This window comes from Paraburkholderia caffeinilytica (genome assembly GCF_051027425.1).
GTDB lineage: Bacteria > Pseudomonadota > Gammaproteobacteria > Burkholderiales > Burkholderiaceae > Paraburkholderia > Paraburkholderia caffeinilytica_A.
This window is the reverse complement of sequence record NZ_CP186552.1, coordinates 4439320-4466297: the sequence shown is the minus strand read 5'-3', so window position 1 is coordinate 4466297 and position 26978 is coordinate 4439320. Positions and strand designations below refer to the sequence as shown.

Genomic DNA, 26978 nt, shown 5'->3' with positions numbered 1-26978 from the left:
AATTCGCCCATACATTTTTCTCTGAAAGGCTCACGCGACGATCTGGCGTGAGATCCGCGATGCTTTTTCCCACAGAATTTGACGTAATCGTCGTTGGCGGCGGTCATGCCGGTACTGAGGCCGCTTTGGCCTCAGCACGCATGGGCAATACGACCCTCCTGCTGACGCATAACATCGAAACCCTCGGTCAGATGAGCTGCAACCCGTCCATTGGCGGGATTGGCAAGGGCCATCTGGTGAAGGAAGTCGATGCGCTCGGCGGTGCGATGGCGGCTGCGACGGACGAGGGCGGGATCCAGTTCCGCATCCTCAATTCGTCGAAGGGGCCTGCTGTCCGTGCGACACGCGCACAGGCGGACCGTCTGCTGTACAAGCAGGCGATCCGGCATCGGCTGGAGAATCAGCCGAACCTTTGGCTGTTCCAGCAGGCGGTCGACGATCTGATGGTGGAGGGCGACCGCGTCGTCGGTGCCGTGACGCAGGTGGGGATTCGCTTCCGCTCGCGCGCGGTTGTGCTGACGGCTGGGACGTTCCTCGACGGCAAGATTCACGTGGGTTTGAACAACTACACCGGTGGCCGCGCTGGCGATCCGGCTGCGGTGTCGCTGTCTGCGCGCCTCAAGGAATTGAAGCTGCCGCAAGGCCGCCTCAAGACCGGGACGCCGCCGCGCATCGACGGCCGGACGATCGATTTCTCGAAGCTTGAAGAGCAGCCGGGCGATCTGGATCCGGTGCCGGTTTTCTCGTTTCTCGGGCGCGTCGAGCAGCATCCGCGGCAAGTGCCGTGCTGGGTGACGCATACGAACGAGCGCACGCACGACATTATCCGCGGTGGCCTTGACCGCTCGCCGATGTACACGGGGGTGATCGAGGGAGTGGGGCCACGGTACTGCCCGTCGATCGAGGACAAGATTCACCGCTTTGCGTCGAAGGAATCGCATCAGATCTTCCTCGAACCGGAAGGGCTGACGACCAACGAGTTCTATCCCAATGGGATTTCCACCAGTCTGCCGTTCGACGTACAACTGGAACTCGTGCGTTCGATGCGTGGTTTGGAGCACGCGCATATTCTGCGGCCGGGCTATGCGATCGAATATGACTACTTCGATCCGCGTGGGCTGAAGGCATCGCTGGAAACCAAGGTGATCAACGGGCTGTTCTTCGCGGGCCAGATCAATGGCACAACCGGCTACGAAGAAGCTGCTGCGCAAGGCTTGCTGGCGGGGATTAACGCCGGTTTGCAGGTGCAGGGCAGGGATGCATGGTGTCCACGCCGCGATCAGGCGTATCTGGGCGTTCTGGTCGACGATCTGGTGACGCGTGGGGTGTCCGAGCCGTATCGCATGTTCACGAGCCGTGCCGAGTACCGTTTGAGCCTGCGCGAAGATAACGCCGATATGCGCCTGACGGAGATCGGTCGCGAAATAGGTGTCGTCGATGACGTCCGTTGGGACGCATTCAGCCGCAAGCGCGACGCTGTTTCACGTGAAACAGAGCGTCTTCGTACGACATGGGTCAATCCTAAGACGTTACCGGCTGAAGAGGCGACCGCCTTGCTCGGCAAGCCGATCGACCATGAATACAGTTTGGCCGATCTGCTGCGCCGGCCGGGCGTGACTTACGACGGTGTCTGCGGTTTGCGCGAAGGCGCGTGCGCGGCGCCTGAAACGCTGGCCGAAGACGACGTACTGCTCGCCCAGATCAAGGAGCAGATCGAAATCGGCATCAAGTATCAGGGCTATATCGACCGGCAAGCTGACGAAATCGAGCGCAATGAGTCGCACGAAAGTACGCGTCTGCCGGAGGGCCTGGACTACGCCGACGTAAGGGGGCTATCGTTTGAAGCGCGTCAGAAGCTGACGCAATTCCGCCCCGAGACCATCGGCCAGGCGTCGCGTATCTCCGGTATTACGCCGGCGGCGATCTCCTTGCTGATGGTTCACCTGAAGCGTGGCCTGGGGCGTCGTTCGACGAAACCCGCCGAACCTGACACCGACAGCAAGCCGGTGGCGCAATGACGGTGGGTCGGAAGGGAAGTGGTAGCGAGGCATTGGCGCCGCTGTTGGCGGGCGGCGTCCGTGAACTCGGCCTCGATCTGAGCGATGCGCAACTCGGCAAACTGCTCGACTATGTAGCGCTGCTATCCAAGTGGAACGCTGTCTACAACCTGACGGCGATTCGTGATCCGCGGCAAATGCTTATCCAGCACATCCTGGATTCGCTCTCGATCGTGCCGCATCTTGCTACGCGCGGCGCGTCTTCGGTGCTGGACGTGGGTTCTGGCGGCGGCTTGCCTGGTATCGTGCTGGCTATTGTGCTGCCCGATTGGACCGTTACCGTGAACGACATCGTTCACAAGAAGACGGCGTTTCAGGCGCAGGCCAAGGCTGAGCTCGGGCTGGCGAACCTGTCGGTTGTCACGGGTCGCGTCGAGACTTTGCAGCCAGGCGCCGAAGTACCAGCAAAGTTCGACGTAATCGTGTCGCGTGCATTCGCAGAGCTCTCGGATTTCGTTACACTGGCCCGTCATCTGGTTGCGGAGCAGGGGGCGATCTGGGCGATGAAGGGTGTGCGTCCGGATGGCGAGATCGAGCGCTTGCCGGCGGGTGCCCATGTGGAACAGATCATCCGGCTGAACGTACCGTTCCTCGACGCGGAGCGGCATCTGATCAAGGTGCGGGTGGACGCCGATAACTGAAGGTCATCGGTAGCTTCGAGACACGCATCGCATACCAGACGCGCTTTCTACTTTATTCAAGCAGCAAAAGGGACACACCAACGATGGCAAAAATCTTCTGCGTTGCGAACCAGAAGGGCGGCGTCGGCAAGACGACGACGGCAGTCAATCTGGCCGCGAGCCTGGCAGCGCAGGAACAGCGAGTCCTTCTCATCGATCTGGACCCGCAGGGCAACGCCACGATGGGTAGCGGCATCGACAAGGCTGCATGTGCGAACACCGTCTATGAGGTGCTCGTGGATGGCATGTCGGTGGCCGATGCGCGAGTACGTCCGGAAGCCGTCGGCTACGACGTACTGCCCGCGAATCGTGAGTTGGCGGGTGCCGAGGTTGAGCTGGTCAGCGTGCAGAACCGCGAGCGCCAGTTGAAGGCCGCCCTGGCGGCGGTCGAAAGCGAATACGACTTCGTTCTGATCGACTGCCCGCCGGCTTTGTCGTTGCTGACGCTCAACGGTTTGTGCGCCGCGCATGGCGTGGTGATTCCGATGCAGTGCGAGTACTTCGCACTCGAAGGCCTGTCCGATCTGGTCAACACGATCAAGCAGGTCCACGCGAACCTGAATCGCGATCTGAAGGTGATCGGCCTGCTGCGCGTGATGTTCGATCCACGTATCACATTGCAACAGCAAGTCTCGGATCAACTGAAAGAGCACTTTGGCGACAAGGTATTCGATGTGGTGATTCCACGTAACGTGCGCCTTGCCGAGGCACCTAGCTATGGGTTGCCGGGCGTCGTGTTCGATAAGGCATCGCGCGGTGCGCAGGCGTATGTGCAGTTCGGTGCAGAGATGATTGAGCGGGTGCGTACATTGAATGACGCGCCTCAGGCGTCCTAAGCGGATCGAGGAAGCACGATGAACGCAGTAGCAAGAAAGAAAGGGTTGGGCCGCGGTCTGGAAGCGTTGCTTGGTGGCAGTGCGGATATTACAGAAGCCGTGGTGATCGAGGGTGCGCCGAACGTGCTGCCGCTCAGCAAGCTGCAGGCCGGCAAGTATCAGCCGCGCACGCGTATGGACGAAGGTGCGTTGCAGGAATTGGCGGCCAGCATCCGTGCCCAGGGGGTGATGCAGCCGATCCTCGTGCGGCCGGTTTCGGCGGATAGGTACGAGATCATTGCCGGCGAACGACGCTTCCGCGCCGCGCGCCTTGCAGGCCTCGACGAGGTGCCGGTGCTGGTGAGAGACGTGCCGGACCAGGCCGCCGCGGCGATGGCGCTGATCGAGAATATCCAGCGTGAAGATCTGAATCCGCTGGAAGAAGCGCAAGGTATTCAACGCCTGCTCGACGAGTTCAATTTCACGCACGAGCAGGCGGCCGAGTCGGTGGGGCGCTCGCGCAGTGCCGTATCGAATCTGCTGCGCTTGCTTAACCTGGCGGCGCCGGTGCAGACGATGTTGCTGGCTGGTGATCTGGACATGGGCCATGCCCGTGCGTTACTGGCAGTCGACGCTGCGACGCAGATCACGTTGGCCAACCAGGTCGTCAACAAGCGCATGTCGGTGCGCGAAACCGAAAAGCTGGTAACGGCGACTACCAAGGCTGCGCCCGCAGTCAAGGCGCGCTCGAATCAGGACGGTGGCCGTGACACGCGGCGACTCGAAGAGGAGTTGTCCGATCTGCTTGCCGCAACGGTAAAGATCAAACTCGGCCGACGCGGCCGCGGCCAGGTACTGGTGGACTTCGGTGATCTGGACGCGCTGGAGGGCATTCTTGTCCGGTTGCGCGGTAACGCCACGGTGTGATCGTGACAAACTGAACGGGGAAGGGCGCTGGACATGCGTGCTTGCAGATCGCTTAAATGGTCGCTAGCAAGCTGTTTGGCGCAATTTGCGCGGTTTCGATGATGGTTCTGGTTTGTCGGGGCGCACCGGCGTTCCGCTCAAACATGGTTTGACGATCTCCATCATTGATCGCGTTACCGTATTAGCGCGTGGCGGATTTCTGGTTAAACTCCACGCAAGATAGTCAGGAATACTGAGGTATTGGTCTGTCGGGCTACTTTTGTGATGAGGCAACCTTGTTCGACGCCTACCCGGCGCTGTTTTGCGTGTCTATGAAAGTGGGCAAAAATCGTCTTCTGTTGCATTTTTGAGACGTCCGCAGCAGCGTCGGAGCGACGCTTCCACGCACTTCAGCTTCCCCGGGTCAACGCGCATGTTTTGCCGCTCCCCGACCGCCTTACATTTGCCGTGTACATGTTGATCAAAATCATATTTCCGCATGGTGAGGGCCGTTTTCATGCTGGTTATTGAACGGCCTAAAGTCTTGAATTGCCTGCAACTATCGCTTACAATCGCCCGGATTTAATTGCACGGCAACCCCGTAAGCGCAGCGTAAGCTCGCGGGCTGGAACAAGACTTTCGGAACACTGCGATGGCGGTTAAAACGTCGAATCAGGCGCCACAGAATGGGCACGACGAACACCGCGCTGAACGCACCGATTCCGTTGCGTCTACCGGTCTGCACGTTACAACTGACGATGCGTGGGATGTCGAGCAACAAGATAACAATATCGTTCCGCTCACGCGGGCCGAGGCCGAAAAGTTGTTTGGCCCGAATGTGAGTCGTCCATCGCGTGTCACGCCTTTCAAGGTCGTGGTGGCGCAAATGGTTTTGTCCCTGGGTGCGACGCTGGTGTGGTGGCTGTTCGACAAGCCGCCGGGCGCTGCTGCGCTGTCCGCGTTCCTGGGGGGAGCGATCTGCTGGGTGCCGGGCGCGTTGTTCGCGGCACGTCTTAGAACGCTGAGCGGCGCTGAAACAGTGATGAGCTGGATGATCGGCGAAGCGCTCAAGATGGGGACAACGATCGCGATGTTTGTAGCCATCGCGTTCTGGTATCACGACGTACGCTGGGTGCCGCTGCTCGTGACTTACCTCATCGCGCTCAAGACATACTGGATCGCCCTCGCGTGGCGCTAAGGTCGTAGCAGAGAGTAGCAACACAGAATTCAGGCTGGCGCGCAGCGCTGGCGTAAGGAGTGCGGATATGACACGATCCGCACCCGGCGTGTTCCCGCAATACAGAATTGTGGCGGGAGCGGCCTAAGACGATTTTCGACAATTTGGGTGGCATTAACGATATGGCAGCTAGCGAAGGCACGCGCGCTCTGGATCCGTCCGAGTACATCGCGCACCACTTGCAGAACTTTTCCACCGCGCACCAGACGTCGATTTTCGACATTCATGTGTGGAATCTGGACACCCTTTTCTGGTCGATCGTTTGCGGTCTGGCCACGATCGCCATCCTGCATCTGGCGGCCCGCAAGGCGACGTCCGGCGTGCCGGGTCGTTTTCAGTGCGCGATCGAAATGCTGGTCGAAATGGTCGAAGATCAATCGAAGTCGATGATCCACGGCTCGCGCACCTTCATCGCTCCGTTGGCGCTGACCGTGTTCGTCTGGGTCGCGCTGATGAACTCGCTCGACTTCATCCCCGTCGATCTGCCGGGCCGCGTGATCGGCTGGCTGGGCCTTTCGGAAGTCATCCCCCATCACCGCATCGTGCCGACGGCCGACCTGAACGGTACGCTCGGTATCGCACTCGGCGTGTTCGCGCTGATGATTTACTACAACTTCAAGATCAAGGGCGCAGGCGGCTTCGTGCACGAACTGCTGTCGGCTCCGTTCGGCGCGCATCCGCTGCTGTGGATCCCGAACCTTGCATTGAACATCATCGAGTTCGTCGCAAAGACGGTTTCGCTCGGCATGCGGCTGTTCGGCAACATGTACGCGGGTGAGCTGTTGTTCCTGCTGATTGCTCTCCTCGGCAGCATGTGGGGTTTCGGCGCGGACGCGTCAGTGCTCGGCTTTATCGGCCACGTTATCGCAGGCACGGTTTGGGCGATCTTCCACATCCTGATCGTTCTGCTGCAGGCATTCATTTTCATGATGCTGACGCTGGTGTACATCGGACAGGCACACGACAGCCACTAATCACGGCGTGTCGAACGACGAATTGTTTTAGTTTTGTTTTATTAAATCCCAGTTCCAACCAGTTCTAAAAGACTTTTCACAAAGGAGTGATCATGCAAGCTTTCATCGCCAACATCCAGGGTCTGACCGCCATCGGTATCGGCATCATCATCGGCCTGGGTGCAATCGGCGCCTGTATCGGTATCGGCCTGATGGGCGGCAAGTACATCGAAGCATGTGCTCGTCAGCCGGAATTGATGAACCCGCTGCAAACCAAGATGTTCCTGCTGGCTGGTCTGATCGATGCGGCGTTCCTGATTGGTGTTGGTGTGGCAATGCTGTTCGCGTTCGCGAACCCGCTGCTGTCGAAGCTGGCAGGCTGAGGTTCCTCGGAAGTTTGCGCCTGAGCTATAACAGGTAAAGGCGCAGGGCGGAACGGGCACTTAGGCGCTGATCGAATACAGAATCGATGAGCGCCTTGCCGTTTCACTTTCCGAACTAGCAACGTTTAAGGAAACACCGTGAATCTCAACGCAACCCTGTTTGCGCAAATGGTCGTGTTCCTGATCCTCGCGTGGTTCACGATGAAGTTCGTGTGGCCGCCGTTGATCAACGCCCTCGACGAGCGCTCGAAGAAGATTGCTGACGGTTTGTCGGCTGCTGAAAAGGGCAAGGCTGAACTCGAAGCCGCTCACAAGCGCGTCGACCAGGAACTCGCTCAGGCACGCAATGACGGTCAGCAACGTATTGCTGACGCAGAAAAGCGCGCTGTGACAGTCGCTGACGAAATCAAGGCTCAAGCACAAGCTGAAGCTGCCCGCATCATCGCGCAAGCGAAGGCGGACGCGGAACAGCAAGTCGTGAAGGCGCGCGAAACGCTGCGCGGCGAAGTCGCTGCACTCGCCGTGAAGGGCGCTGAACAGATCCTGAAGCGCGAAGTCGACCAGGCAGCTCACGCTGACCTGCTGAATCAACTGAAAGCCGAGCTCTGATCATGGCCGAACTTGCAACCATCGCCCGTCCGTACGCAGAAGCGCTGTTTGGCGTGGCCGAAGCTGGTGACATCGCCGCCTGGTCCACGCTCGTGCAGGAGCTGGCACAGGTTGCGCGTCTGCCCGAAGTGCTGTCGATCGCCTCGAGCCCGAAAGTAAGCCGCGCCCAGGTCAGCGAACTGCTGCTGGCCGCGGTCAAGTCGCCGCTCAAGGACAACGCGCAAGCGAAAAATCTGGTGCAGATGCTGGTGGACAACCATCGCCTGCAGTTGCTGCCGGAAATCGCTGTGCAGTTCGAAGAGTTGAAGAACGCCCGCGAAGGGGCGGCAGATGTGCTGATCGTCAGCGCATTCCCGCTCGAAGGCGCGCAGTTGAACGAACTCGTCGCAAGTCTCGAACGCAAATTCAAGCGCAAGCTGAAGCCGACGGTCGAAGTCGACTCGTCGCTCATCGGCGGCGTGCGCGTGACGGTTGGCGACGAAGTGCTCGATACCTCGGTCCGCGCGCGGCTTGCCAGCATGCAGACGGCTCTGACGGCCTGAAGCGCGTAAAGCGCTGAAGCGGTTGGCACGCAACAGAATTGACTATCAGGAGCGAATAATGCAACTCAATCCCTCTGAGATCAGCGAGCTGATCAAGAGCCGGATCCAGGGCCTTGAAGCGAGCGCAGACGTTCGCAACCAGGGCACCGTGATCTCCGTGACCGACGGTATCGTGCGTATTCACGGCCTGTCGGAAGTGATGCAGGGCGAAATGCTCGAATTCCCGGGCAACACCTTCGGTCTTGCACTGAACCTCGAGCGCGACTCGGTCGGCGCCGTGATTCTGGGTGAGTACGAACACATTTCGGAAGGCGACATCGTCAAGACGACGGGCCGCATTCTCGAAGTGCCGGTGGGTCCGGAACTGCTCGGCCGCGTGGTCGATGCACTCGGCAACCCGATCGACGGCAAGGGCCCGATCAACGCGAAGAAGACCGACGCAATCGAAAAGATTGCTCCGGGCGTGATCTGGCGTAAGTCGGTTTCGGAACCGGTCCAAACCGGTCTGAAGTCGATCGACGCGATGGTGCCGGTTGGCCGTGGCCAGCGTGAGCTGATCATTGGCGACCGTCAGTGCGGCAAGACCGCAGTCGCAGTCGACGCGATCATCAACCAGAAGGGCAAGAACCTCTTCTGTATCTACGTCGCGATCGGCCAGAAGGCTTCGTCGATCATGAACGTGGTGCGCAAGCTGGAAGAAACCGGCGCGCTGGAATACACGATCGTCGTGGCCGCTTCGGCTTCGGAATCGGCTGCGATGCAATACCTCGCACCGTACGCCGGCTGCACGATGGGCGAATACTTCCGCGACCGCGGTCAAGACGCGCTGATCGTGTATGACGATTTGACCAAGCAGGCGTGGGCATACCGTCAGATCTCGCTGCTGCTGCGCCGCCCGCCGGGTCGCGAAGCATACCCGGGCGACGTGTTCTATCTGCACTCGCGTCTGCTGGAACGTGCTGCTCGCGTCTCGGAAGAGTACGTCGAGAAGTTCACGAACGGCGAAGTGAAGGGCAAGAGCGGTTCGCTGACGGCACTGCCGGTCATTGAAACGCAAGCAGGCGACGTGACCGCATTCGTTCCGACGAACGTGATCTCGATTACCGACGGCCAGATCTTCCTGGAAACCGACCTCTTCAACGCAGGTATCCGCCCGGCAATTAACGCCGGCGTGTCGGTCTCGCGCGTGGGTGGTGCGGCTCAAACCAAGGTCGTGAAGAAGCTGTCGGGCGGTATCCGTACCGACCTCGCACAGTACCGTGAACTCGCAGCGTTCGCGCAGTTCGCATCGGACCTCGACGAAGCGACCCGCAAGCAACTGGAGCGCGGCCGCCGCGTGACGGAACTGCTGAAGCAGCCGCAGTATCAACCGCTGCAAGTGTGGGAACTGGCGATTTCGCTGTTCGCCGCGAACAACGGTTACCTCGACGATCTGGAAGTTGCGCAAGTGCTGCCGTTCGAAAAGGGCCTGCGCGAATACCTGAAGTCGAGCCACGCTGACCTGGTCAAGCGCATCGAAGATACCAAGGAACTCTCGAAGGACGACGAAGCCCTGCTGCATACGGCTCTCAAAGACTTCAAGAAGTCCGGCGCTTATTGATCTGCGAGTGATCCCCAAGGCATAAAAGGGCCTTGGAGCGGCGCGGGCCGCAGGCAACTGAACCCGCACCGCTTCGATCGCTTTGCATGGGACCCGAGTAAGCGCTGAAGCGCTAACTTGGGCCGACAAGGAGCAAGCAATGGCTGGAATGAAGGAAATTCGCGGCAAGATCAAGAGCGTGCAAAACACGCGCAAGATCACGAAAGCGATGGAGATGGTGGCCGCATCGAAGATGCGCCGCGCTCAGGAGCGCATGCGCGCTGCTCGCCCGTACGCCGACAAGGTCCGCGATATCGCTGCGCACATGAGCCGTGCGAACCCGGAGTATCGTCACCCGTTCATGGTGTCGAACGAAGGCGCGAAGACGGCCGGCATCATCCTCGTCACGACCGATAAAGGTCTGTGCGGCGGGATGAACACCAATGTGCTGCGTGCGTCGCTGCAGAAGTTCAAGGAACTGGAAGGCCAGGGCAAGACGATCGAAGCAACTGCGATCGGCACCAAGGGTCTGGGTTTCCTGAATCGTCTGCGCGCCAAGGTGGTGTCGAATGTCGTGCATCTGGGCGACACGCCGCATCTGGAAAAGCTGATCGGCGCGGTGAAGGTGCAGCTCGACCTGTACTCGGAAGGCAAGGTTTCGGCGGTGTACCTCGCGTACACGCGCTTCGTCAACACGATGAAGCAGGAGCCGGTGATCGAGCAACTGCTGCCGCTGTCGGCAGACCAGTTCGAGCGCAAGGACGAAGACGGCACGACGCCGAGCACGCAGTGGGACTACATCTACGAGCCGGATGCACAGGCAGTGGTGGACGAACTGCTGGTGCGTTATGTCGAAGCGCTGGTTTATCAGGCCGTCGCGGAAAACATGGCATCGGAGCAGTCGGCACGAATGGTCGCAATGAAGGCCGCTTCGGACAATGCGAAGACGGTCATCAACGAACTGCAGCTCGTGTACAACAAGAGCCGTCAGGCCGCGATCACGAAAGAACTGTCGGAAATCGTCGGTGGCGCGGCGGCAGTCTGATCTTGACGGTCAGGCAAGTTGCTTCGTGTGCGCCCTTCGCGGCGCACCCCCATCGAAACTGCGCCTTTGCGCGAGTGAAGAATTGAGTATCTAAAGGAAAAGCGATGAGTACTACTGCTTTGGTAGAAGGCAAGATCGTACAGTGCATCGGCGCGGTGATCGACGTGGAATTCCCGCGTGACCACATGCCGAAGATTTACGACGCGCTCATTCTCGACGGTTCGGAACTGACCCTCGAAGTCCAGCAGCAGCTGGGCGACGGCGTCGTCCGTACCATCTGTCTGGGTGCCTCGGACGGTCTGCGCCGTGGTACGACGGTGAAGAACACCGGCAATCCGATCAGCGTGCCGGTTGGCAAGCCGACCCTCGGCCGGATCATGGACGTGCTGGGTCGCCCGATCGACGAAGCCGGCCCGATCAACTCGGACGTGGTTCGCGGTATTCACCAGAAGGCTCCGGCGTTCGACGAACTGTCGCCGTCGACGGAACTGCTCGAAACCGGCATCAAGGTTATCGACCTGATCTGCCCGTTCGCGAAGGGCGGTAAGGTTGGCCTGTTCGGTGGCGCCGGTGTGGGCAAGACCGTGAACATGATGGAACTGATCAACAACATCGCTAAGGAACACGGTGGTTACTCCGTGTTCGCCGGTGTTGGCGAGCGTACCCGCGAAGGGAACGACTTCTATCACGAAATGAAGGACTCGAACGTTCTCGACAAGGTCGCGCTGGTGTACGGCCAGATGAACGAGCCGCCGGGCAACCGTCTGCGCGTCGCGCTGACCGGTCTGACGATGGCTGAGCACTTCCGTGACGAAGGCCTCGACGTACTGTTCTTCGTCGACAACATCTACCGTTTCACGCTGGCAGGCACGGAAGTGTCGGCACTGCTCGGCCGTATGCCGTCGGCAGTGGGCTATCAGCCGACGCTGGCTGAAGAAATGGGTAAGCTGCAAGAACGTATTACGTCGACCAAGACCGGCTCGATCACGTCGGTTCAGGCCGTGTACGTCCCTGCGGATGACTTGACCGACCCGTCGCCGGCTACGACCTTCGGCCACCTGGACGCAACCGTCGTGTTGTCGCGTGACATCGCTTCGCTGGGTATCTACCCGGCAGTGGACCCGCTCGATTCGACCTCGCGTCAGATCGACCCGAACGTGATCGGTGAAGAGCACTACTCGATCACGCGCGGCGTGCAGCAAACGCTGCAGCGCTACAAGGAACTGCGCGACATTATCGCGATTCTGGGTATGGACGAACTGGCGCCGGAAGACAAGCTCGCCGTGGCGCGCGCTCGTAAGATTCAGCGTTTCCTGTCGCAGCCGTTCCACGTCGCTGAAGTGTTCACGGGTTCGCCGGGCAAGTACGTGCCGCTGAAGGAAACGATTCGTGGTTTCAAGATGATCGTTGACGGCGAGTGCGATCACCTGCCGGAGCAAGCGTTCTACATGGTCGGCACGATCGACGAAGCCTTCGAAAAGGCCAAGAAGATCCAGTAAAGGTCGGGTGTAACGAAGCGGGCGCCGGCCTCGCGCGTATCGATACTCAAGCGGTATTGGAACGTAAAAACCGGCGCCTCTTACTACGCTCAAAGCCTTGCATGGGACCAGAGTAAGCGCTAAAGCGCCAACTCTGGTCGGCACAGGAGTCGATATGGCAACCATTAAAGTAGACGTCGTCAGCGCGGAAGAGCAGATCTTTTCGGGCCAGGCGAAGTTCGTCGCGCTGCCGGGCGAAGCAGGTGAACTCGGCATTCTGCCGGGCCACACGCCGCTCATCACACGGATTCGTCCGGGTGCGGTGCGCATCGAAGCTGAAAACGGTGAAGAAGAGTTTGTCTTCGTCGCCGGCGGCATCCTCGAAATCCAGCCAGGCGCTGTGACGGTTCTCGCCGACACGGCTATCCGCGGCAAGGATCTCGACGAAGCCAAGGCCGAAGATGCACGCAAGCGTGCGGAAGAGGCGCTGCAGAACACGGGTTCGAACCTCGAATACGCCACCGCGCAAGCGGAACTGGCGTACGCGACGGCTCAGCTCGCTGCGATTCAGCGTCTGCGCAAGCTGCGCGGTCAGAACTAAGCATTACGTATCAGAGAGAAAGCAGCCTTCGTGGCTGCTTTTTTTTGACCTCTACTTGACGTTTACGGAAAGGTCAGCAAAATCGTATATCCGGATCGAGCAGTTGAACAACTGCAGTCGTGACAGCCAAGGCTGTTGCAGAGGGCGGGTAACACTTGATGCCATGCGGACATACGCCGGTGGCACAATCGGTTTCAAATTCATTTCAATAGACTGGGCGAGCTTCCGCTCACGGAGACAACACCATGGCAACGCACATGTCAGGCGTAGGAGCACTCATCGAACCCAAGGACAACCTGTCGTATGTTCGCGGATCGACCGAGATTCCGTTGAGTGACGCGCCGGTTGGCCAATTTCTGCGCGACACCGCAGCGCGCTTCCCGGACCGTCCGGCCGTGGTATTTCGCGAGCAGCGTATTCGCTGGACGTGGAAAGAGTTCTCTGAAGAGATCGACGTGCTGGCGTCCGGGCTGCTTGCACTTGGCATCGCGAAGGGCGACCGGGTGGGCATCTGGTCGCCGAACCGTGTGGAATGGCTGCTCACGCAGTTCGCAACCGCGCGTATCGGCGCCGTGCTCGTCAACATTAACCCGGCCTATCGACTCGCGGAACTCGAGTACGCGTTGAACAAGGTGGGCTGCAAGGCGATCATCGCAGCCGAGCGGTTCAAGACGTCGATGTACCTTGAAATGCTTCAGGAACTGGCGCCGGAACTGGCGACGCAAGCGCCGGGCGAATTGCGCGCCGCTCGTTTGCCGGAACTGCGCTACGTGATTCGCATGTGCGACACGGAAACGCCTGGCATGCTGACTTTTTCCGACGTTATCGAGCAAGGCCGCGCAACGCTCGACGTCGCGAAACTCGACGCCATCGGCGCGACACTGTCTTGCCACGAGCCGATCAACATTCAGTTCACCAGCGGCACGACGGGCAATCCGAAGGGCGCGACGCTCACCCACAGCAACGTCGTCAACAATGCGCGCTATATCGCGATGGCGATGCGTCTGACGGAGCAGGACGCGCTATGCATTCCCGTCCCGCTCTACCACTGTTTCGGCATGGTGTTGGCGGTGCTGGCGTGCGTATCGGTTGGCGCGAATATGGTGTTCCCGGGTGAGGGCTTCGACCCGGCCGCGACCCTGGCCGCAGTCGCGGAAGAGCAGTGCACCGCGCTGCATGGCGTGCCGACGATGTTCATCGCCGAACTCGATCATCCTGACTTCGCCACTTACGACTTTTCGCGCCTGCGCACCGGCATCATGGCCGGCTCGCCGTGCCCGATCGAGACCATGAAGAAGGTTGTCTCGCGGATGCATCTGAACGAGATCACCATTGCTTACGGCATGACCGAAACGAGCCCGGTATCTTTCCAGAGTTCGACCACCGATCCGCTCGACAAACGCACCACGACGGTCGGCCGGATCCAGCCGCATCTGGAGGTGAAGATCGTCGATCCGCTCGGCGAGATCGTGCCGGTGGGCGAGACGGGCGAACTGTGCACCAAGGGCTATTCGGTGATGCAAGGCTACTGGGGCGACGAAGCGAAAACCCAGGAAAGCATCGTCGACGGCTGGATGCATACCGGCGATCTGGCTACGCTCGATGCGGATGGCTACTGCAACATCGTCGGCCGCCTCAAGGACATGCTGATTCGCGGCGGTGAAAACATCTACCCGCGTGAGATCGAAGAGTTTCTGTTCCGCCATCCGAAAATCCAGAGCGTGCAAGTGTTCGGCGTGCCCGACGCGAAGTACGGCGAGGAAGTGTGTGCGTGGATCGTATTGCGCTCAGGAGAACAGGCTACCGCCGAGGAAATCCAGCAGTTCTGCCAAGGCCAGATCGCGCACTACAAGGTGCCGAAGTACATCCGCTTCGTCGACGAACTACCCATGACGGTGACCGGCAAAGTACAGAAATTCGTCATGCGCGAACGGATGATCAGCGAATTGAAGGTGCAGGAAAACAAGACGGCGTGACGGTCATGCGGGTTCGGCACTGCGCGAAAATCCGCGCAGTGCCGGCCGACATTTTGGGGGAAAACCGTTTGCTGTGGAAAAGGCCAACTAGCGGAAAATACGCGGCTGGAAAACCGCGGAATCGAGCCGCCAGGAAGCGCGCAAACGTTTGACCAGACGAAAAAAAAGCGGGCCTGGAGCCCGCTAAAAACCACACGCTACGGGGTTAGCGCGAGGAGACCAAAGTTGGAACCGACTGAGACGACGACCCTGCGTCGACTACGGCCCCAGCAGGGATGCCCCTTTACAGGGCTTCGGCATACGCCGACCGGCAAGTGCATTGTATCCGCTCACACCACGCACCCAGCCACATCCGTGTTGAAACCGTTGAGGGCATTGTGGGCGAATTAACCTACGAGCGCGGTAACAAAGTGTTTCAGGTTGTAACGCCCGCCAGATAAGGCATTGCGGGACTTATTGCCAATCCTGATCGTTTAAAACGTAATTTTTACCGATGACTTGTGAGCAATTTCATACGCCTGATTGATGCTATTCGTGACGCATACCGCGGCGTAATCCGTTCAGTCGATTCCGCATGAAATGGTTGCACGTTCACCTTTTTTGGGACGAATCGGTTGTATTACAGGCGCTTTTCCAGTGCCACGAAGTCCTTCGATTAATGGACGATTGCGTGTGCTGCGCTGCAGCAGCGTGAGCATTCGAGAAAGACGTGCAAAGGCCCGGTTCATCGGGCCCCTGTTCTACCGCATTGTTTGGATTTTGCTTAACAGCTTGGGGGTTGGTTACACGGTTGTGTCATCCATGCGGACCTATTAATCGACCAAGCCGCCCTGCTTTTCCGATTGAGCGAGCCGCTGGCCGCCCCCCGCAAAGATCACTTCAGCCACTTGTCCGAGATTGCCTGATACTCGCCGGTTGCTCGCGCCAGGTGCAACCACTGATTCACATATTGCTGGAACGTCACGTCGCCGCGCGGCAGCAGCCAGGCCTTCTCGCCGTACTGGAACGGTTTGTCCGGATGCACCGAGCAGAGACCCGGATTCAGCTTTTGCTGCAACAAGGTCTCCGATGCGTCCGTTACCATCACATCGGCCTTTCCGGCGAGGATCTGTTTGAAGATCGTCACGTTGTCCGGGTAGACGGTCAGGTTCGCATGCGGGAAATACTGTTTGGCGAAACGCTCGTTGGTGCCGCCCGGATTGACGATCACGCGAGTTGCCGGCTGGTCGATCTGCTCCACCGTTTGATACTTGTTGACGTCGTCACACCGAACGATCGGCGTCTTGCCGTCGACCATGTACGCCTGGGTGAAAAACGCGCGCTTCTGGCGCTCGAGCGTTGGCGACACGCCGCCCACGCCGATGTCGCATTTCGCGACAAAGTCGTTCATCAGGTTCGACCACGACGTCTTGACGAATTCCGCCTTGACCCCGAGCGATTTGGCGAGCGATTCGGTCATGTCGATGTCGATGCCTTCGAACTGGCCGTCTGGCTTGTAAAACGAGTACGGCTTGTAGTCGCCGGTTGTACAGGCGCGCAAGGTGCCGCGCGCGAGGATTTCGTCGAGCCGCGAAGGAGGGGCGACGGGGGCGCTGGTCTGTGCCTGGGCCACGCCCACGTGCATCAATACGCCGGCGAGCATGCCGAGCAGTGCGAGTGCTGCCTTATTCATCGATTTTCCTTGTTTGCGTGTAATTGTTTGGTAAGGCCGGTGGATGATAGCCCGGCAATTTACGCTTGAACATTGGCCGTTCAGCCAGGTCATGGCGCCGCGCGGGACAGCAAAAAAGCCATCCGCAAGCATGGCGCGCACGCGTTATTGCCTGCATCAAGCGCGATGCGGCGAGCCGGGTCCGGTAAAATGCCCCTTTGCCCTCAGTCGTACGCAACGTGGCCCATAAACTCCTGAACGACACTTTCCTGCGCGCACTGCTGCGCCAGCCGACCGACTACACGCCGATCTGGCTGATGCGGCAGGCTGGCCGCTACCTGCCGGAATACAACGCCACGCGGGGTCGCGCGGGCAGTTTTCTCGGCCTGGCCAAGAATCCGGCGTACGCAACGGAAGTCACGCTGCAGCCACTCGAGCGCTATCCGCTCGACGCCGCGATCCTGTTTTCCGACATCCTGACGGTGCCGGACGCCATGGGCCTGGGTCTTGAGTTTGTCGCGGGCGAGGGCCCGACATTCGCCCGGCCGGTGCGCACCGAAGACGATGTGGCGCGCCTTGCCGTGCCGGATATCGACGCCACGCTGCGCTACGTGACCGACGCGGTGCGCGAAATCCGCACCGCGCTTACCGACGCGCAAGGCCGTCAGCGCGTGCCGCTGATCGGGTTTTCCGGCAGCCCGTGGACACTGGCGTGCTACATGGTCGAAGGCAGCGGGTCGGCGGATTTCCGCACCGTCAAATCGATGCTGTACGCGCGCCCGGACCTGATGCACCGTATTCTCGACATCAACGCCAAATCGGTTGCGGCGTACCTGAATGCGCAGATCGAAGCCGGCGCGCAAGCTGTCATGATTTTCGACACGTGGGGCGGGGCGCTTGCGGACGGCGTCTACCAACGCTTCTCGTTGCAATACATTCAGCAGGTCGTGAGCCAGTTGAAGCGCGATCACGACGGCGAAAAAGTGCCGGTGATCACCTTCACGAAGGGCGGTGGATTGTGGCTCGACGAGATCGCCGATATCGGTGTCGATGCGGTCGGTCTCGACTGGACTGTGAACCTGAGCAAGGCGCGCGAGCGTGTGGGCAGCAAGGTGGCGCTGCAAGGCAATATCGATCCTTCGGTGCTGTTTGCGCCGCCGGCTTCGATCCGCATGGAAGCGCGCGCTGTGCTCGATAGCTTCGGTAATCATCCTGGTCACGTTTTTAATCTCGGCCACGGCATTTCACAATTCACGCCGCCGGAGAGTGTCGCTGAACTCGTGGACGAGGTGCATCGCCATAGCCGTGCGATTCGCAGCGGCGCGCATGCACCAAGCTGACGCCGAAAACGTTGTCATTTTTGTTGCAACGCAGCGAACTGGGCTCTCCCTCTAAGGGGAAAATTGCAGTCAATGGGCCGTCAGATGGCGATCCCGCGAAAGTCAAGACTTGACTTATGCACATTGATCACGCTGCGGCGCGGTAGAAGCTTTAGTCGTGTCCTGGCTCTTGCACATTGCGGGCGCATTTGATCTAAGCCTTGTCTGGCAAGGGTTTCACAGAGCCGCGACAAAGTGTGCGGAATCCCACAGAAGGCCGCTGCGGCGCGGTTCCAAGCCCTTCTGGGCGAAGTTCTCAACAAAGTTATCCACAGGCAAGCGGGCCGATTGCAATTGTTCAGCCGAATCCAAAACTTAGCGCCGAAATTGAAGTTTTACTTTAACTTCGAGGGGGGCGCTGCTTGCCGGGCATGTGCCGCGATGCAGCGTCGTGCCGCAACCGCTCATCTGGCCCACACTGCCGCGTGAGCGAAGTATTCGTCCGCGTCGCGCTGGATCATCCGCTGCCGACTTTGTTCGACTACCGCTGCGACACGCCCGAGCGTGTCGCGCCGGGCATGTTGGTGAGCGTGCCGTTTGGCAAGCGTCACGTGGTGGGCCTCGTATGCGAAGTGACCGCTCACAGCGACGTGCCGGTTGACCGTCTCCGGGCGGTCAACAATGTTTGCACAGCCTGCCCGCCGGTGTCGGCCGAATGGCTGGCTCTCACGGCCTTTGCAGCCGACTACTATCAGCGTGGCCTCGGGGAAGTGGCCCTGCCTGCGTTACCGCAAGCGCTGCGTGATGCGTCACGCTGGTCGCGTCTGTTTGCACCGGAAGAACGTTACAGCCTGACAGCGGAAGGGCGTGCCGCGTTGCCGGAAACTTTGCCCGCGCGCGCCAGCGCATTGCGCAAGCTTGCCCAGGCTCTGGCCGAGGCCGAGTTTCTGATCGCTGCCGACGCTCGCGCACTCCACTCCAAAGCCATCGCAACCCTGGACGCATGGCAGGTCGAAGGTTGGGTTGCTATGGAGGTGATCGAGGCCGCCGAGGTGCTCGGCACCCCCGCTTCGCCGGATACGCCCGCGCCCACGTTACCCACTCTCACCGACGAACAGGCGAGCGCAGTCGAAGCGATCCGCGACGCGAACGGCTTCGCGCCTTTCCTGCTGCACGGCGTGACGGGCAGCGGCAAGACCGAGGTGTATCTGCGTGCGCTCGCCGAGATTCTGGCGGCGAAGCCCGACGCACAGGCACTCGTCCTCGTCCCTGAAATCAATCTGACGCCGCAGTTCGAGTCGGCCTTCCGTGCGCGCTTTGCGGCGCTCGAAGGCACGTCGATCGTCACGCTGCACAGCGGTCTCGCAGAAGGCGAACGGGCCCGCAACTGGTTCGCCGCGCACACCGGCCGCGCCCGCATCGTGCTCGGCACGCGGCTCGCGGTGCTCGCATCGTTGCCAAAACTCGCGATCATCGTCGTCGACGAGGAACACGATCCGGCCTACAAGCAGCAAGAAGGCTTGCGCTATTCAGCGCGCGATCTGGCGATCTATCGCGCCAAGCAACTCGATTTGCCGGTCGTGCTCGGCTCGGCCACGCCGTCGCTGGAAAGCTGGTGGCAGGCGGATCAGGGGCGCTATAAACGTCTCACACTGTCGCGCCGCGCCGTCGCCGAGGCTGTTCTGCCGACCGTCAGGCTGATCGATCTGGAAGAAGAGCGGCGGCGTGGGCGGGCCTCGGTGGAGGGCTTGTCCGGGCCGCTGATCGCTGCGTTGAAGGCGAGACTCGAACGTGGCGAGCAAAGCCTCGTGTTCCTGAACCGGCGCGGTTACGCCCCGCAACTCGCTTGCGATGCCTGCGGTTGGGTCGCCGGCTGTCCGCGCTGTAGCGCCTACGTCGTGTTGCACAAACCCGAACGCGCGCTGCGTTGCCACCACTGCGGCTGGGAATCGCGCATTCCGCGCTCGTGTCCGGAGTGCGGCAACGTCGATATCGCGCCGATGGGCCGCGGGACGCAGCGCGTCGAAGAAACGCTGGCGAGCGCGGTGCCCGGCGCGCGCGTGCTGCGCATTGACGCCGACAGCACGCGCCGCAAAGGCAGTGCGCAGGCGCTGTTTTCCGATGTCCATGCAGGCGAGGTCGACATTCTTGTCGGTACGCAGATGATCGCGAAGGGCCACGACTTCCAGCGCGTGTCGCTGGTCGGCGTGCTGAATGCCGACACTGCCTTGTTTTCACACGACTTCCGCGCGAGCGAACGCCTTTTCGCGCAACTGATGCAGGTAAGCGGCCGCGCCGGCCGTGCCGGCTTGCCGGGCGAAGTGCTGGTGCAGACGCGCTATCCGCGTCATGCGCTGTATCACGCGCTGGGTCGGCATGACTACGTCGGCTTTGCCAATTCGACGCTGGCCGAGCGGCGCGATGCCCATTTGCCGCCGTTCGCCTATCAGGCTTTGCTGCGCGCCGAAGGCCGCACGCTCGAAGCCGCGCTCGCCTTCCTGCAGCAGGCCGCCGCGGCGCTGACGGAAATTCCTGCCGCCGGGCGCGTGACCGTCTACGACGCCGTGCCGCTCACCATCGTCAAAGTGATGCATGTGCATCGCGCGCAATTGCTGGTCGAGAGCACGTCACGGGCCGCGTTGCAGGCTACGTTGCGTGCGTGGCAGCCGATGCTGCGCGGCATGAAAGGCGCGCTGCGCTGGAATCTCGAAGTCGATCCGCTCGACATCTAGCGCCGGTTGCCGGCCGCTTAGCGGCATTACTTCTTTAAGTCATATTCATAGAGCGAATGGTCGTTTCGTTTTGTGACTTTGCTCGCCTATATTTCGCCGAATCGGCGCATAGTCACGCAAAACTCAAACATCCCGCGCCGATGCACCTTAACTTTCTCGGGGCATTTGCGATGAGCGATACCAACCAGACGCTGCCTGGCGGCGCCGCGCCCAGCAAACCGCGCAGCGGCCACAGCACGCACGGCGGCGGACTCTTTTCGACGGAAGACTGGTGGGCCGTCTGGATCGGCCTGCTGGTGATCGTGATTGCCTGGGCGCTGTTCGCCTCGGGCAGCAGCATCAAGTGGCTGGCGGTGGCGCCGGTCAAATGGTCGAGCGTGGGACAGGCCGCCCAGGACATCGGCAAGCATCTGCCGAACTATGTCGCGTTGTTCGTCGCGTTCGCGTTGCTCTTCGGTGTGAGTCTCGCTGCGCTGAAACAGCGGGTCGGCGCTTTTCTGGCGTCGTTCCTGATCCTGTTCGTCGCATCGGCGTTGATCTTTACGCTGGGCGCGTGGGTCAATGCGTCGAAGTACAACCTTGAGCCGCCGCTCGTCGCGCTGGCGCTCGGCCTGTTGATTTCCAATGTGTTCAAGTTGCCGGAGTGGTTTTCGGCGGGCTTGCGCGTGGAGTTTTACATCAAGGTCGGCATCGTGCTGCTCGGCGCGACGCTGCCGTTCACCTTGCTGGTGTGGGCGGGGCCGGTCGCGGTGGGGCAGGCGACCATCGTCTCGCTCGTCACGTTCTTCGTGATCTTTTTCGCCGGTAAGGCGCTCGGCCTCGACCGGCGTTTTGCGGCCGTGCTGGGTGTGGGCGGCGCGGTGTGCGGCGTGTCGGCAGCGATTGCGATTGCCGGCGCGGTGCGGGCCAGGCGCGAACAGGCGTCGGTGGCGATCACGCTGGTCGTGTTGTGGGCGATCGTGATGATTTTCGTGCTGCCGTTCGCATCGCGTTCGCTGGGTCTGTCGACGGCGGTGGCGGGCGCGTGGATCGGCACGTCCGAATTCGCCGACGCCGCGGGTATCGCGGCCGCGCAAGCCTACGGCGATTTCGCGAAGCACGCGGGCGGCGTGATTGCCGGCGCGCCCGAGGCGTCGCTGCAGGCATTCACGTTGATGAAGGTGGTCGGCCGGGATATCTGGATCGGCATCTGGGCGTTCGTGCTGGCGATTGTCGCGACGACGCGCTGGGAATCGCAGGACAGCGGCGTCAAAGCCACGGCCAATGCGGGTGAAATCTGGGCGCGCTTTCCGAAATTCGTGATCGGCTTCGTGATCGCGTCGGCGCTGGTGACATGGATCGCCAGCCACTATTCGTTGGCCGACTACCGCAAGGTCGTCACGCCTGAATTCGTCGCGCCGATTACCGCGCTGCGCACGTGGGCGTTCACATTCTGTTTCCTGAGCATCGGATTGACCACGCGACTGCGTGCGCTTTCGGCCACCGGCCTGAAGCCGTTCCTCGCCTTTACGGCGGGCGTGATCGTCAATATCGCCATCGGCTACGCGCTGTCCGCGCACGTGTTCGCACCGTACTGGAATAGCTTGGGGCAGGGCTCGTGATGAGCGAGGCTGTCCGCATCGCCGGCACGGCCCACGCACGCGGCGACGCGTGTGCGCCGCGCTGTGCAAGCTGCCGGTATCGCGCCGAGGATCGGCATTCACTGGAGCAGAGCATTCCGGGTCTCGCTGTGTTCAGTTCCGGGTTCGGCGCGAGTGTGGCGGACAGCCGGCTATGTCGTTTGCACGACCAGCTCGTTTCGCCCGACGACACCTGCGCTCAGTTCAAGCCAAGCTGATGCCGCATGACTGACACACGTGCTTGTGCCGCCGCCGGTTGAGCCGGGCGGCGCATATTCACTGTTCGCTGTGTCAGTCGGAACCGGCGTCGCTATTTCTATCGCCTGTCGCTGGCCTTGGCTACTCAATCGTTCAAAGCTGCCCGCACATCGCCAGCCGATGCGCGCGATGCCGGGCGCGGGCTCTTTTCCAGATCCGCGCGTTTGTCCGAGCCACCTGTCGCCCCGCGGATAAACAGCACCGCGCAGGTCGCGCACATCGCCCAGATACCCAATACCACCAACCACTTTTCCATTTCGCCAGTCCTCTAAAACCCCGTACCGTTTTTTGTGCTTGCCTTGCGGCCGCGACTACCCATGTCTGTATAACGGCACGCCGCGCAATCTGATAAGGGTAAAAGCGAAAAGAATCACGCCAGGGAAAGTACTGATCGCAACCGCCCTCGCCACGTCCGGCGCGACCCGCCGCAAACCCCCACTGCATAAGGCTTCCACCAAGGTGCAACCATGCGTGCCGCATGGTTGCACCTTTTTATTGGGAAGCGTACGATTCGCTCAACTTTTAGTCTTTCGCCAGCAATTTCGTCTGGCCTTCGAAGAAGGAAACATGGCTAGCACCACCCTCGGCGTCAAGGTTGACGACCTCCTGCGTTCCCGGCTGAAAGATGCCGCCACCCGCCTCGAACGCACTCCGCACTGGCTGATCAAGCAGGCGATCTTCGCATACCTTGAAAAGATCGAGCATGGTCAATTGCCGCCTGAATTGTCGGGCCACACCGGTTCGGCCGATCTGGCCGACGGCGCCACGGTGGAGCAGGAGGAAGACGGTGCGTCGCATCCGTTCCTCGAATTCGCGCAGAACGTGCAACCGCAGTCGGTGCTGCGCGCGGCGATCACCGCTGCGTACCGCCGTCCTGAGCCGGAATGTTTGCCGTTCCTGATCGGCCAGGCGCGTCTGCCGGCGAATCTCGCGGGCGACGTGCAGGCCATGGCCGGCAAGCTGGTCGAAACGCTGCGCACCAAGAGCAAGGGCGGCGGCGTCGAAGGGCTGATTCACGAATTCTCGCTGTCGAGCCAGGAGGGCGTCGCGCTGATGTGCCTCGCCGAAGCGCTGCTGCGCATTCCCGATCGGGCCACGCGCGATGCGCTGATCCGCGACAAGATCAGCAAGGGCGACTGGAAATCGCACGTCGGCCAGGCGCCGTCGCTGTTCGTCAACGCCGCGACGTGGGGCTTGATGATCACCGGCAAGCTGGTGGGGACGAACAGCGAGGCGAGCCTCTCGTCAGCGCTTACGCGTCTGATCGGCAAGGGCGGCGAGCCGCTGATCCGCAAGGGCGTCGACATGGCGATGCGCCTGATGGGCGAGCAGTTCGTCACCGGCGAGAACATCTCCGAAGCGCTGGCGAATAGCCGCAAGTACGAAGCACGCGGCTTCCGCTACTCGTACGACATGCTCGGCGAAGCGGCCACCACTGAAGCCGACGCGCAACGCTACTACGCCTCGTACGAACAGGCGATCCACGCGATCGGCAAGGCTGCGGGCGGCCGCGGCATTTACGAAGGCCCGGGCATCTCGATCAAGCTGTCGGCATTGCACGCACGCTATTCGCGTTCGCAGCAGGAACGCACGATGAGCGAACTGCTGCCGCGCGTGCGCTCGCTGGCGATCCTCGCGCGCCGTTACGACATCGGCCTGAACATCGACGCCGAAGAAGCCGACCGCCTCGAGATCTCGCTCGATCTGCTCGAAGCGCTGTGCTTCGATCCGGAACTGGCCGGCTGGAACGGCATCGGTTTCGTGGTGCAGGCGTATCAGAAGCGCTGCCCGTTCGTGATCGATTACATTGTCGATCTGGCGCGCCGCAGCCGTCACCGCATCATGGTGCGCCTCGTGAAGGGCGCGTACTGGGATACCGAAATCAAGCGTGCGCAGGTGGACGGCCTCGAAGGCTATCCGGTCTACACGCGCAAGATCTACACGGACGTGTCGTACCTCGCCTGCGCGAAGAAGCTGCTCGGCGCGCCGGATGCGGTCTATCCGCAGTTCGCCACGCACAACGCGCACACGCTGTCGGCGATCTATCACCTCGCGGGCAATAACTACTATCCCGGCCAGTACGAGTTCCAGTGCCTGCATGGCATGGGCGAGCCGTTGTATGAAGAAGTGACGGGCCGCGACAAGCTGAATCGTCCGTGCCGCGTCTATGCGCCAGTCGGCACGCATGAAACGCTGCTCGCGTATCTCGTGCGCCGTCTGCTGGAAAACGGCGCGAACACGTCGTTCGTGAACCGCATTGCCGATGAAAGCGTCGCGATCAAGGACCTGATCGCCGATCCGGTCGATGAAGCGTCGAAGGTCGTTCCGCTCGGCGCCCCGCACGCGAAGATTCCGTTGCCGCGCAATCTGTTCGGCGCCGAGCGTCTCAATTCGATGGGTCTCGACCTGTCGAACGAACATCGTCTGGCGTCGCTGTCGTCGGCGTTGCTGGCGAGCGCGCATCATCCGTGGCGCGCCACGCCGATGCTCGAAGACAACGAGATCGCCGTCGGCGTCGCGCGTGATGTGCGTAATCCGGCCGATCATCGGGACCTCGTCGGCACGGTCGTCGATGCGACCTCGGAACACGTGAGCGCTGCTTTGGCACACGCGGTCGCCGCCGCACCGATCTGGCAAGCCACACCGGTCGATGCCCGTGCCGATTGCCTCGCGCGTGCCGCCGATCTCCTCGAAGCGCAGATGCACACGCTGATGGGGCTCGTGGTGCGTGAAGCCGGCAAGTCGCTGGCGAACGCGGTCGCGGAAATCCGCGAAGCGATCGACTTCCTGCGCTATTACTCGACGCAGATCCGCAGCGAGTTTTCCAACGACACGCACCGCCCGCTCGGTCCGGTGGTGTGTATCAGTCCGTGGAACTTTCCGCTGGCGATTTTCATGGGCCAGGTGGCCGCGGCTTTGGCGGCAGGTAACACCGTGCTCGCGAAGCCGGCTGAACAAACGCCGCTGATCGCCGCGCAAGCCGTGCGTATTCTGCGCGAAGCCGGCGTGCCGGCGGGCGCGGTGCAACTGCTGCCGGGCGACGGCGAAACGGTCGGTGCAGCGCTGGTCGCCGATCCGCGTACCCGCGCCGTGATGTTCACCGGTTCGACCGAAGTCGCGCGTCTGATCAACAAGACGCTGTCGAACCGCCTCGATCCGGAAGGCAAGCCGATTCCGCTGATCGCCGAAACCGGCGGCCAGAACGCGATGATCGTCGATTCGTCGGCGCTCGCCGAACAGGTGGTCGCGGACGTGCTGCAGTCGTCGTTCGATTCCGCCGGTCAACGGTGTTCCGCGCTGCGCGTTCTCTGTCTGCAGGAAGATGTGGCGGACCGCACGCTGGAAATGCTGACGGGCGCGATGCGCGAACTGTCGGTGGGCAATCCGGACCGTCTGTCGATCGACGTCGGCCCGGTGATCGACCTCGACGCGAAGCGCGGCATCGACGCGCACGTCGCGGCGATGCGCGAGAAAGGCCGCAAGATCGAGCAACTGCCGATGCCGGAAGGCGGCGCGCAAGGCACGTTTGTTCCGCCGACGCTGATCGAGCTCGACAGCATCGACGAATTGAAGCGTGAAGTGTTCGGCCCGGTGCTGCATGTGGTGCGTTACCGCCGCAGTCAGTTGGACAAGCTGCTCGAACAGATCCGCACGACGGGTTACGGCCTGACGCTCGGCATTCACACGCGGATCGACGAAACGATCGCTCATGTGATCAGCCGCGCGCATGTCGGCAATATCTACGTGAACCGCAACGTGATCGGCGCGGTGGTGGGTGTTCAGCCGTTCGGTGGCGAAGGTTTGTCGGGCACGGGTCCGAAGGCAGGCGGCGCGCTGTATCTGCAACGTCTGCTGGCCACGCGTCCGGCCGGTTTGCCGAAGTCGCTGGCGCAGTCGCTGATCGTCGAAGTGCCGCAAACCGGCTCGAACGGGGATAATCGCGGCGACAGTCCGTCCGCTGCCTTGACGGCGCTGCGCGACTGGCTGATCAGCGAACAGCAACCGGTGCTGGCCGCACGCTGCGACGGGTATCTGTCGCATGTGCCGGCGGGCGCCACTGCGGTATTGTCGGGCCCCACCGGCGAGCGCAACACCTACACGCTGGGCGCGCGCGGCACGGTGCTGTGTGTCGCATCGACGGCGAGCGGTGCGCGCGTGCAGTTTGCCGCGGCGCTGGCTACGGGAAATCGCGCCTTGTTCGAAGGGGCGGCTGGTGAACAATTGGTGTCGCAGTTGCCCGCCGCGTTGAAGTCGTACGCGAGCGTGAAGAAGAGCGCCGATACGCCGTTCGACGCGGTGCTGTTCGAAGGCGATAGCGACGAACTGCTGGCGCTGGTGAAAGAGGTTGCGAAACGTCCGGGGCCGATTGTTTCGGTACAGGGCGTCGCGGCGCGCGCGCTGGAGAGCGGCGACGAGGACTATGCACTCGAGCGTCTGCTGACGGAACGCTCGGTCAGCGTGAATACGGCAGCAGCAGGCGGTAATGCGAATTTGATGACGATCGGTTGAGCGAACCTCATTGATCCTTTTCAATAAAA

General features: G+C 61.2%; 21 protein-coding genes. 19 read left to right on the top strand and 2 right to left on the bottom strand.

The window, feature by feature from the left end:
- The first annotated feature begins 59 nt into the window (after positions 1-59).
- From mnmG to ACOSV0_RS19950, 14 genes are all read left to right on the top strand, one after another.
- Positions 60-2018 (top strand): tRNA uridine-5-carboxymethylaminomethyl(34) synthesis enzyme MnmG, encoded by a 1959-nt coding sequence (mnmG, locus tag ACOSV0_RS20015; RefSeq protein ID WP_434107853.1) that lies wholly within the window; start codon positions 60-62, stop codon positions 2016-2018.
- Entirely contained in the window at positions 2015-2698 is a 684-nt protein-coding gene (gene rsmG / locus ACOSV0_RS20010) for a 16S rRNA (guanine(527)-N(7))-methyltransferase RsmG (RefSeq protein ID WP_434107852.1), read from the top strand. The genes mnmG and rsmG overlap by 4 nt, the downstream gene beginning before the upstream one ends.
- Positions 2699-2781: 83 nt before the next feature.
- A complete protein-coding gene (locus tag ACOSV0_RS20005; RefSeq protein ID WP_434107851.1) occupies positions 2782-3573 on the top strand; it encodes a ParA family protein in 792 nt (263 codons plus the stop codon).
- Positions 3574-3591: 18 nt separating this feature from the next.
- Positions 3592-4479: a ParB/RepB/Spo0J family partition protein gene (locus tag ACOSV0_RS20000; RefSeq protein ID WP_434107850.1), complete on the top strand. Its 888-nt coding sequence runs from the start codon at positions 3592-3594 to the stop codon at positions 4477-4479.
- A gap of 631 nt (positions 4480-5110) precedes the next feature.
- Positions 5111-5656, top strand: coding sequence for an ATP synthase subunit I (locus ACOSV0_RS19995; RefSeq protein WP_434107849.1), 546 nt, complete (start codon positions 5111-5113; stop codon positions 5654-5656).
- Positions 5657-5817: 161 nt separating this feature from the next.
- A complete protein-coding gene (gene atpB, locus ACOSV0_RS19990; RefSeq protein ID WP_120297201.1) occupies positions 5818-6669 on the top strand; it encodes a F0F1 ATP synthase subunit A in 852 nt (283 codons plus the stop codon).
- 92 nt (positions 6670-6761) lie between these two features.
- A complete protein-coding gene (gene atpE, locus ACOSV0_RS19985; RefSeq protein ID WP_007180033.1) occupies positions 6762-7031 on the top strand; it encodes a F0F1 ATP synthase subunit C in 270 nt (89 codons plus the stop codon).
- A gap of 138 nt (positions 7032-7169) precedes the next feature.
- Positions 7170-7640, top strand: a complete 471-nt coding sequence (locus ACOSV0_RS19980) for a F0F1 ATP synthase subunit B (protein WP_054038575.1) — start codon at positions 7170-7172, stop codon at positions 7638-7640.
- Between the two features lie 2 nt (positions 7641-7642).
- Positions 7643-8182 (top strand): F0F1 ATP synthase subunit delta, encoded by a 540-nt coding sequence (locus tag ACOSV0_RS19975; RefSeq protein WP_120346434.1) that lies wholly within the window; start codon positions 7643-7645, stop codon positions 8180-8182.
- Positions 8183-8240: 58 nt separating this feature from the next.
- Positions 8241-9782, top strand: coding sequence for a F0F1 ATP synthase subunit alpha (gene atpA, locus ACOSV0_RS19970; protein WP_434107848.1), 1542 nt, complete (start codon positions 8241-8243; stop codon positions 9780-9782).
- Positions 9783-9921: 139 nt separating this feature from the next.
- Positions 9922-10806 (top strand): F0F1 ATP synthase subunit gamma, encoded by an 885-nt coding sequence (gene atpG / locus ACOSV0_RS19965; RefSeq protein WP_115781412.1) that lies wholly within the window; start codon positions 9922-9924, stop codon positions 10804-10806.
- 104 nt (positions 10807-10910) lie between these two features.
- Positions 10911-12305 carry a F0F1 ATP synthase subunit beta gene (gene atpD, locus ACOSV0_RS19960; protein ID WP_434107847.1) on the top strand — a complete coding sequence of 465 codons (1395 nt, stop codon included), beginning with the start codon at positions 10911-10913 and terminating at the stop codon, positions 12303-12305.
- A gap of 154 nt (positions 12306-12459) precedes the next feature.
- Positions 12460-12885: a F0F1 ATP synthase subunit epsilon gene (locus ACOSV0_RS19955; RefSeq protein WP_012434800.1), complete on the top strand. Its 426-nt coding sequence runs from the start codon at positions 12460-12462 to the stop codon at positions 12883-12885.
- Between the two features lie 245 nt (positions 12886-13130).
- Positions 13131-14861, top strand: coding sequence for an AMP-binding protein (locus tag ACOSV0_RS19950; RefSeq protein WP_434107845.1), 1731 nt, complete (start codon positions 13131-13133; stop codon positions 14859-14861).
- 874 nt (positions 14862-15735) lie between these two features.
- On the opposite strand, the gene ACOSV0_RS19945 is transcribed toward ACOSV0_RS19950, so the two are convergent.
- Positions 15736-16533: a transporter substrate-binding domain-containing protein gene (locus ACOSV0_RS19945; RefSeq protein ID WP_434107844.1), complete on the bottom strand. Its 798-nt coding sequence runs from the start codon at positions 16531-16533 to the stop codon at positions 15736-15738.
- 218 nt (positions 16534-16751) lie between these two features.
- Between ACOSV0_RS19945 and hemE the strand changes: the two genes are divergently transcribed.
- The 4 genes from hemE to ACOSV0_RS19925 all read left to right on the top strand — a co-directional run bounded on the left by hemE (position 16752) and on the right by ACOSV0_RS19925 (position 22400).
- A complete protein-coding gene (hemE, locus tag ACOSV0_RS19940) occupies positions 16752-17852 on the top strand; it encodes a uroporphyrinogen decarboxylase (protein ID WP_434107843.1) in 1101 nt (366 codons plus the stop codon).
- A 464-nt stretch (positions 17853-18316) separates the two neighbouring features.
- Positions 18317-20563 (top strand): primosomal protein N', encoded by a 2247-nt coding sequence (locus tag ACOSV0_RS19935; protein WP_434107842.1) that lies wholly within the window; start codon positions 18317-18319, stop codon positions 20561-20563.
- 170 nt (positions 20564-20733) lie between these two features.
- Positions 20734-22164, top strand: coding sequence for a YeiH family protein (locus ACOSV0_RS19930; protein ID WP_434107840.1), 1431 nt, complete (start codon positions 20734-20736; stop codon positions 22162-22164).
- Positions 22164-22400 (top strand): hypothetical protein, encoded by a 237-nt coding sequence (locus ACOSV0_RS19925; protein ID WP_434107839.1) that lies wholly within the window; start codon positions 22164-22166, stop codon positions 22398-22400. The genes ACOSV0_RS19930 and ACOSV0_RS19925 overlap by 1 nt, the downstream gene beginning before the upstream one ends.
- A 125-nt stretch (positions 22401-22525) precedes the next feature.
- On the opposite strand, the gene ACOSV0_RS19920 is transcribed toward ACOSV0_RS19925, so the two are convergent.
- Positions 22526-22696: a hypothetical protein gene (locus ACOSV0_RS19920; RefSeq protein WP_434107838.1), complete on the bottom strand. Its 171-nt coding sequence runs from the start codon at positions 22694-22696 to the stop codon at positions 22526-22528.
- A 311-nt stretch (positions 22697-23007) separates the two neighbouring features.
- Between ACOSV0_RS19920 and putA the strand changes: the two genes are divergently transcribed.
- Positions 23008-26949, top strand: coding sequence for a trifunctional transcriptional regulator/proline dehydrogenase/L-glutamate gamma-semialdehyde dehydrogenase (gene putA / locus ACOSV0_RS19915; protein ID WP_434107836.1), 3942 nt, complete (start codon positions 23008-23010; stop codon positions 26947-26949).
- Positions 26950-26978 lie beyond the last annotated feature (29 nt).

Excerpts from the sequence above, each read along its gene's own strand:
- atpA (WP_434107848.1), top strand. The coding sequence starts at position 8,241 with ATGCAACTCAATCCCTCTGAGATCAGCGAGCTGATCAAGAGCCGGATC.
- atpD (WP_434107847.1), top strand. The coding sequence starts at position 10,911 with ATGAGTACTACTGCTTTGGTAGAAGGCAAGATCGTACAGTGCATCGGC.
- atpE (WP_007180033.1), top strand. The coding sequence starts at position 6,762 with ATGCAAGCTTTCATCGCCAACATCCAGGGTCTGACCGCCATCGGTATC.
- ACOSV0_RS19930 (WP_434107840.1), top strand. The coding sequence starts at position 20,734 with ATGAGCGATACCAACCAGACGCTGCCTGGCGGCGCCGCGCCCAGCAAA.
- atpG (WP_115781412.1), top strand. The coding sequence starts at position 9,922 with ATGGCTGGAATGAAGGAAATTCGCGGCAAGATCAAGAGCGTGCAAAAC.
- atpB (WP_120297201.1), top strand. The coding sequence starts at position 5,818 with ATGGCAGCTAGCGAAGGCACGCGCGCTCTGGATCCGTCCGAGTACATC.
- ACOSV0_RS19920 (WP_434107838.1), bottom strand. The coding sequence starts at position 22,696 with ATGGAAAAGTGGTTGGTGGTATTGGGTATCTGGGCGATGTGCGCGACC.
- ACOSV0_RS19925 (WP_434107839.1), top strand. The coding sequence starts at position 22,164 with ATGAGCGAGGCTGTCCGCATCGCCGGCACGGCCCACGCACGCGGCGAC.
- ACOSV0_RS19955 (WP_012434800.1), top strand. The coding sequence starts at position 12,460 with ATGGCAACCATTAAAGTAGACGTCGTCAGCGCGGAAGAGCAGATCTTT.
- putA (WP_434107836.1), top strand. The coding sequence starts at position 23,008 with ATGGCTAGCACCACCCTCGGCGTCAAGGTTGACGACCTCCTGCGTTCC.
- ACOSV0_RS20000 (WP_434107850.1), top strand. The coding sequence starts at position 3,592 with ATGAACGCAGTAGCAAGAAAGAAAGGGTTGGGCCGCGGTCTGGAAGCG.
- ACOSV0_RS20005 (WP_434107851.1), top strand. The coding sequence starts at position 2,782 with ATGGCAAAAATCTTCTGCGTTGCGAACCAGAAGGGCGGCGTCGGCAAG.
- ACOSV0_RS19975 (WP_120346434.1), top strand. The coding sequence starts at position 7,643 with ATGGCCGAACTTGCAACCATCGCCCGTCCGTACGCAGAAGCGCTGTTT.
- ACOSV0_RS19945 (WP_434107844.1), bottom strand. The coding sequence starts at position 16,533 with ATGAATAAGGCAGCACTCGCACTGCTCGGCATGCTCGCCGGCGTATTG.
- ACOSV0_RS19995 (WP_434107849.1), top strand. The coding sequence starts at position 5,111 with ATGGCGGTTAAAACGTCGAATCAGGCGCCACAGAATGGGCACGACGAA.
- ACOSV0_RS19950 (WP_434107845.1), top strand. The coding sequence starts at position 13,131 with ATGGCAACGCACATGTCAGGCGTAGGAGCACTCATCGAACCCAAGGAC.
- rsmG (WP_434107852.1), top strand. The coding sequence starts at position 2,015 with ATGACGGTGGGTCGGAAGGGAAGTGGTAGCGAGGCATTGGCGCCGCTG.
- mnmG (WP_434107853.1), top strand. The coding sequence starts at position 60 with ATGCTTTTTCCCACAGAATTTGACGTAATCGTCGTTGGCGGCGGTCAT.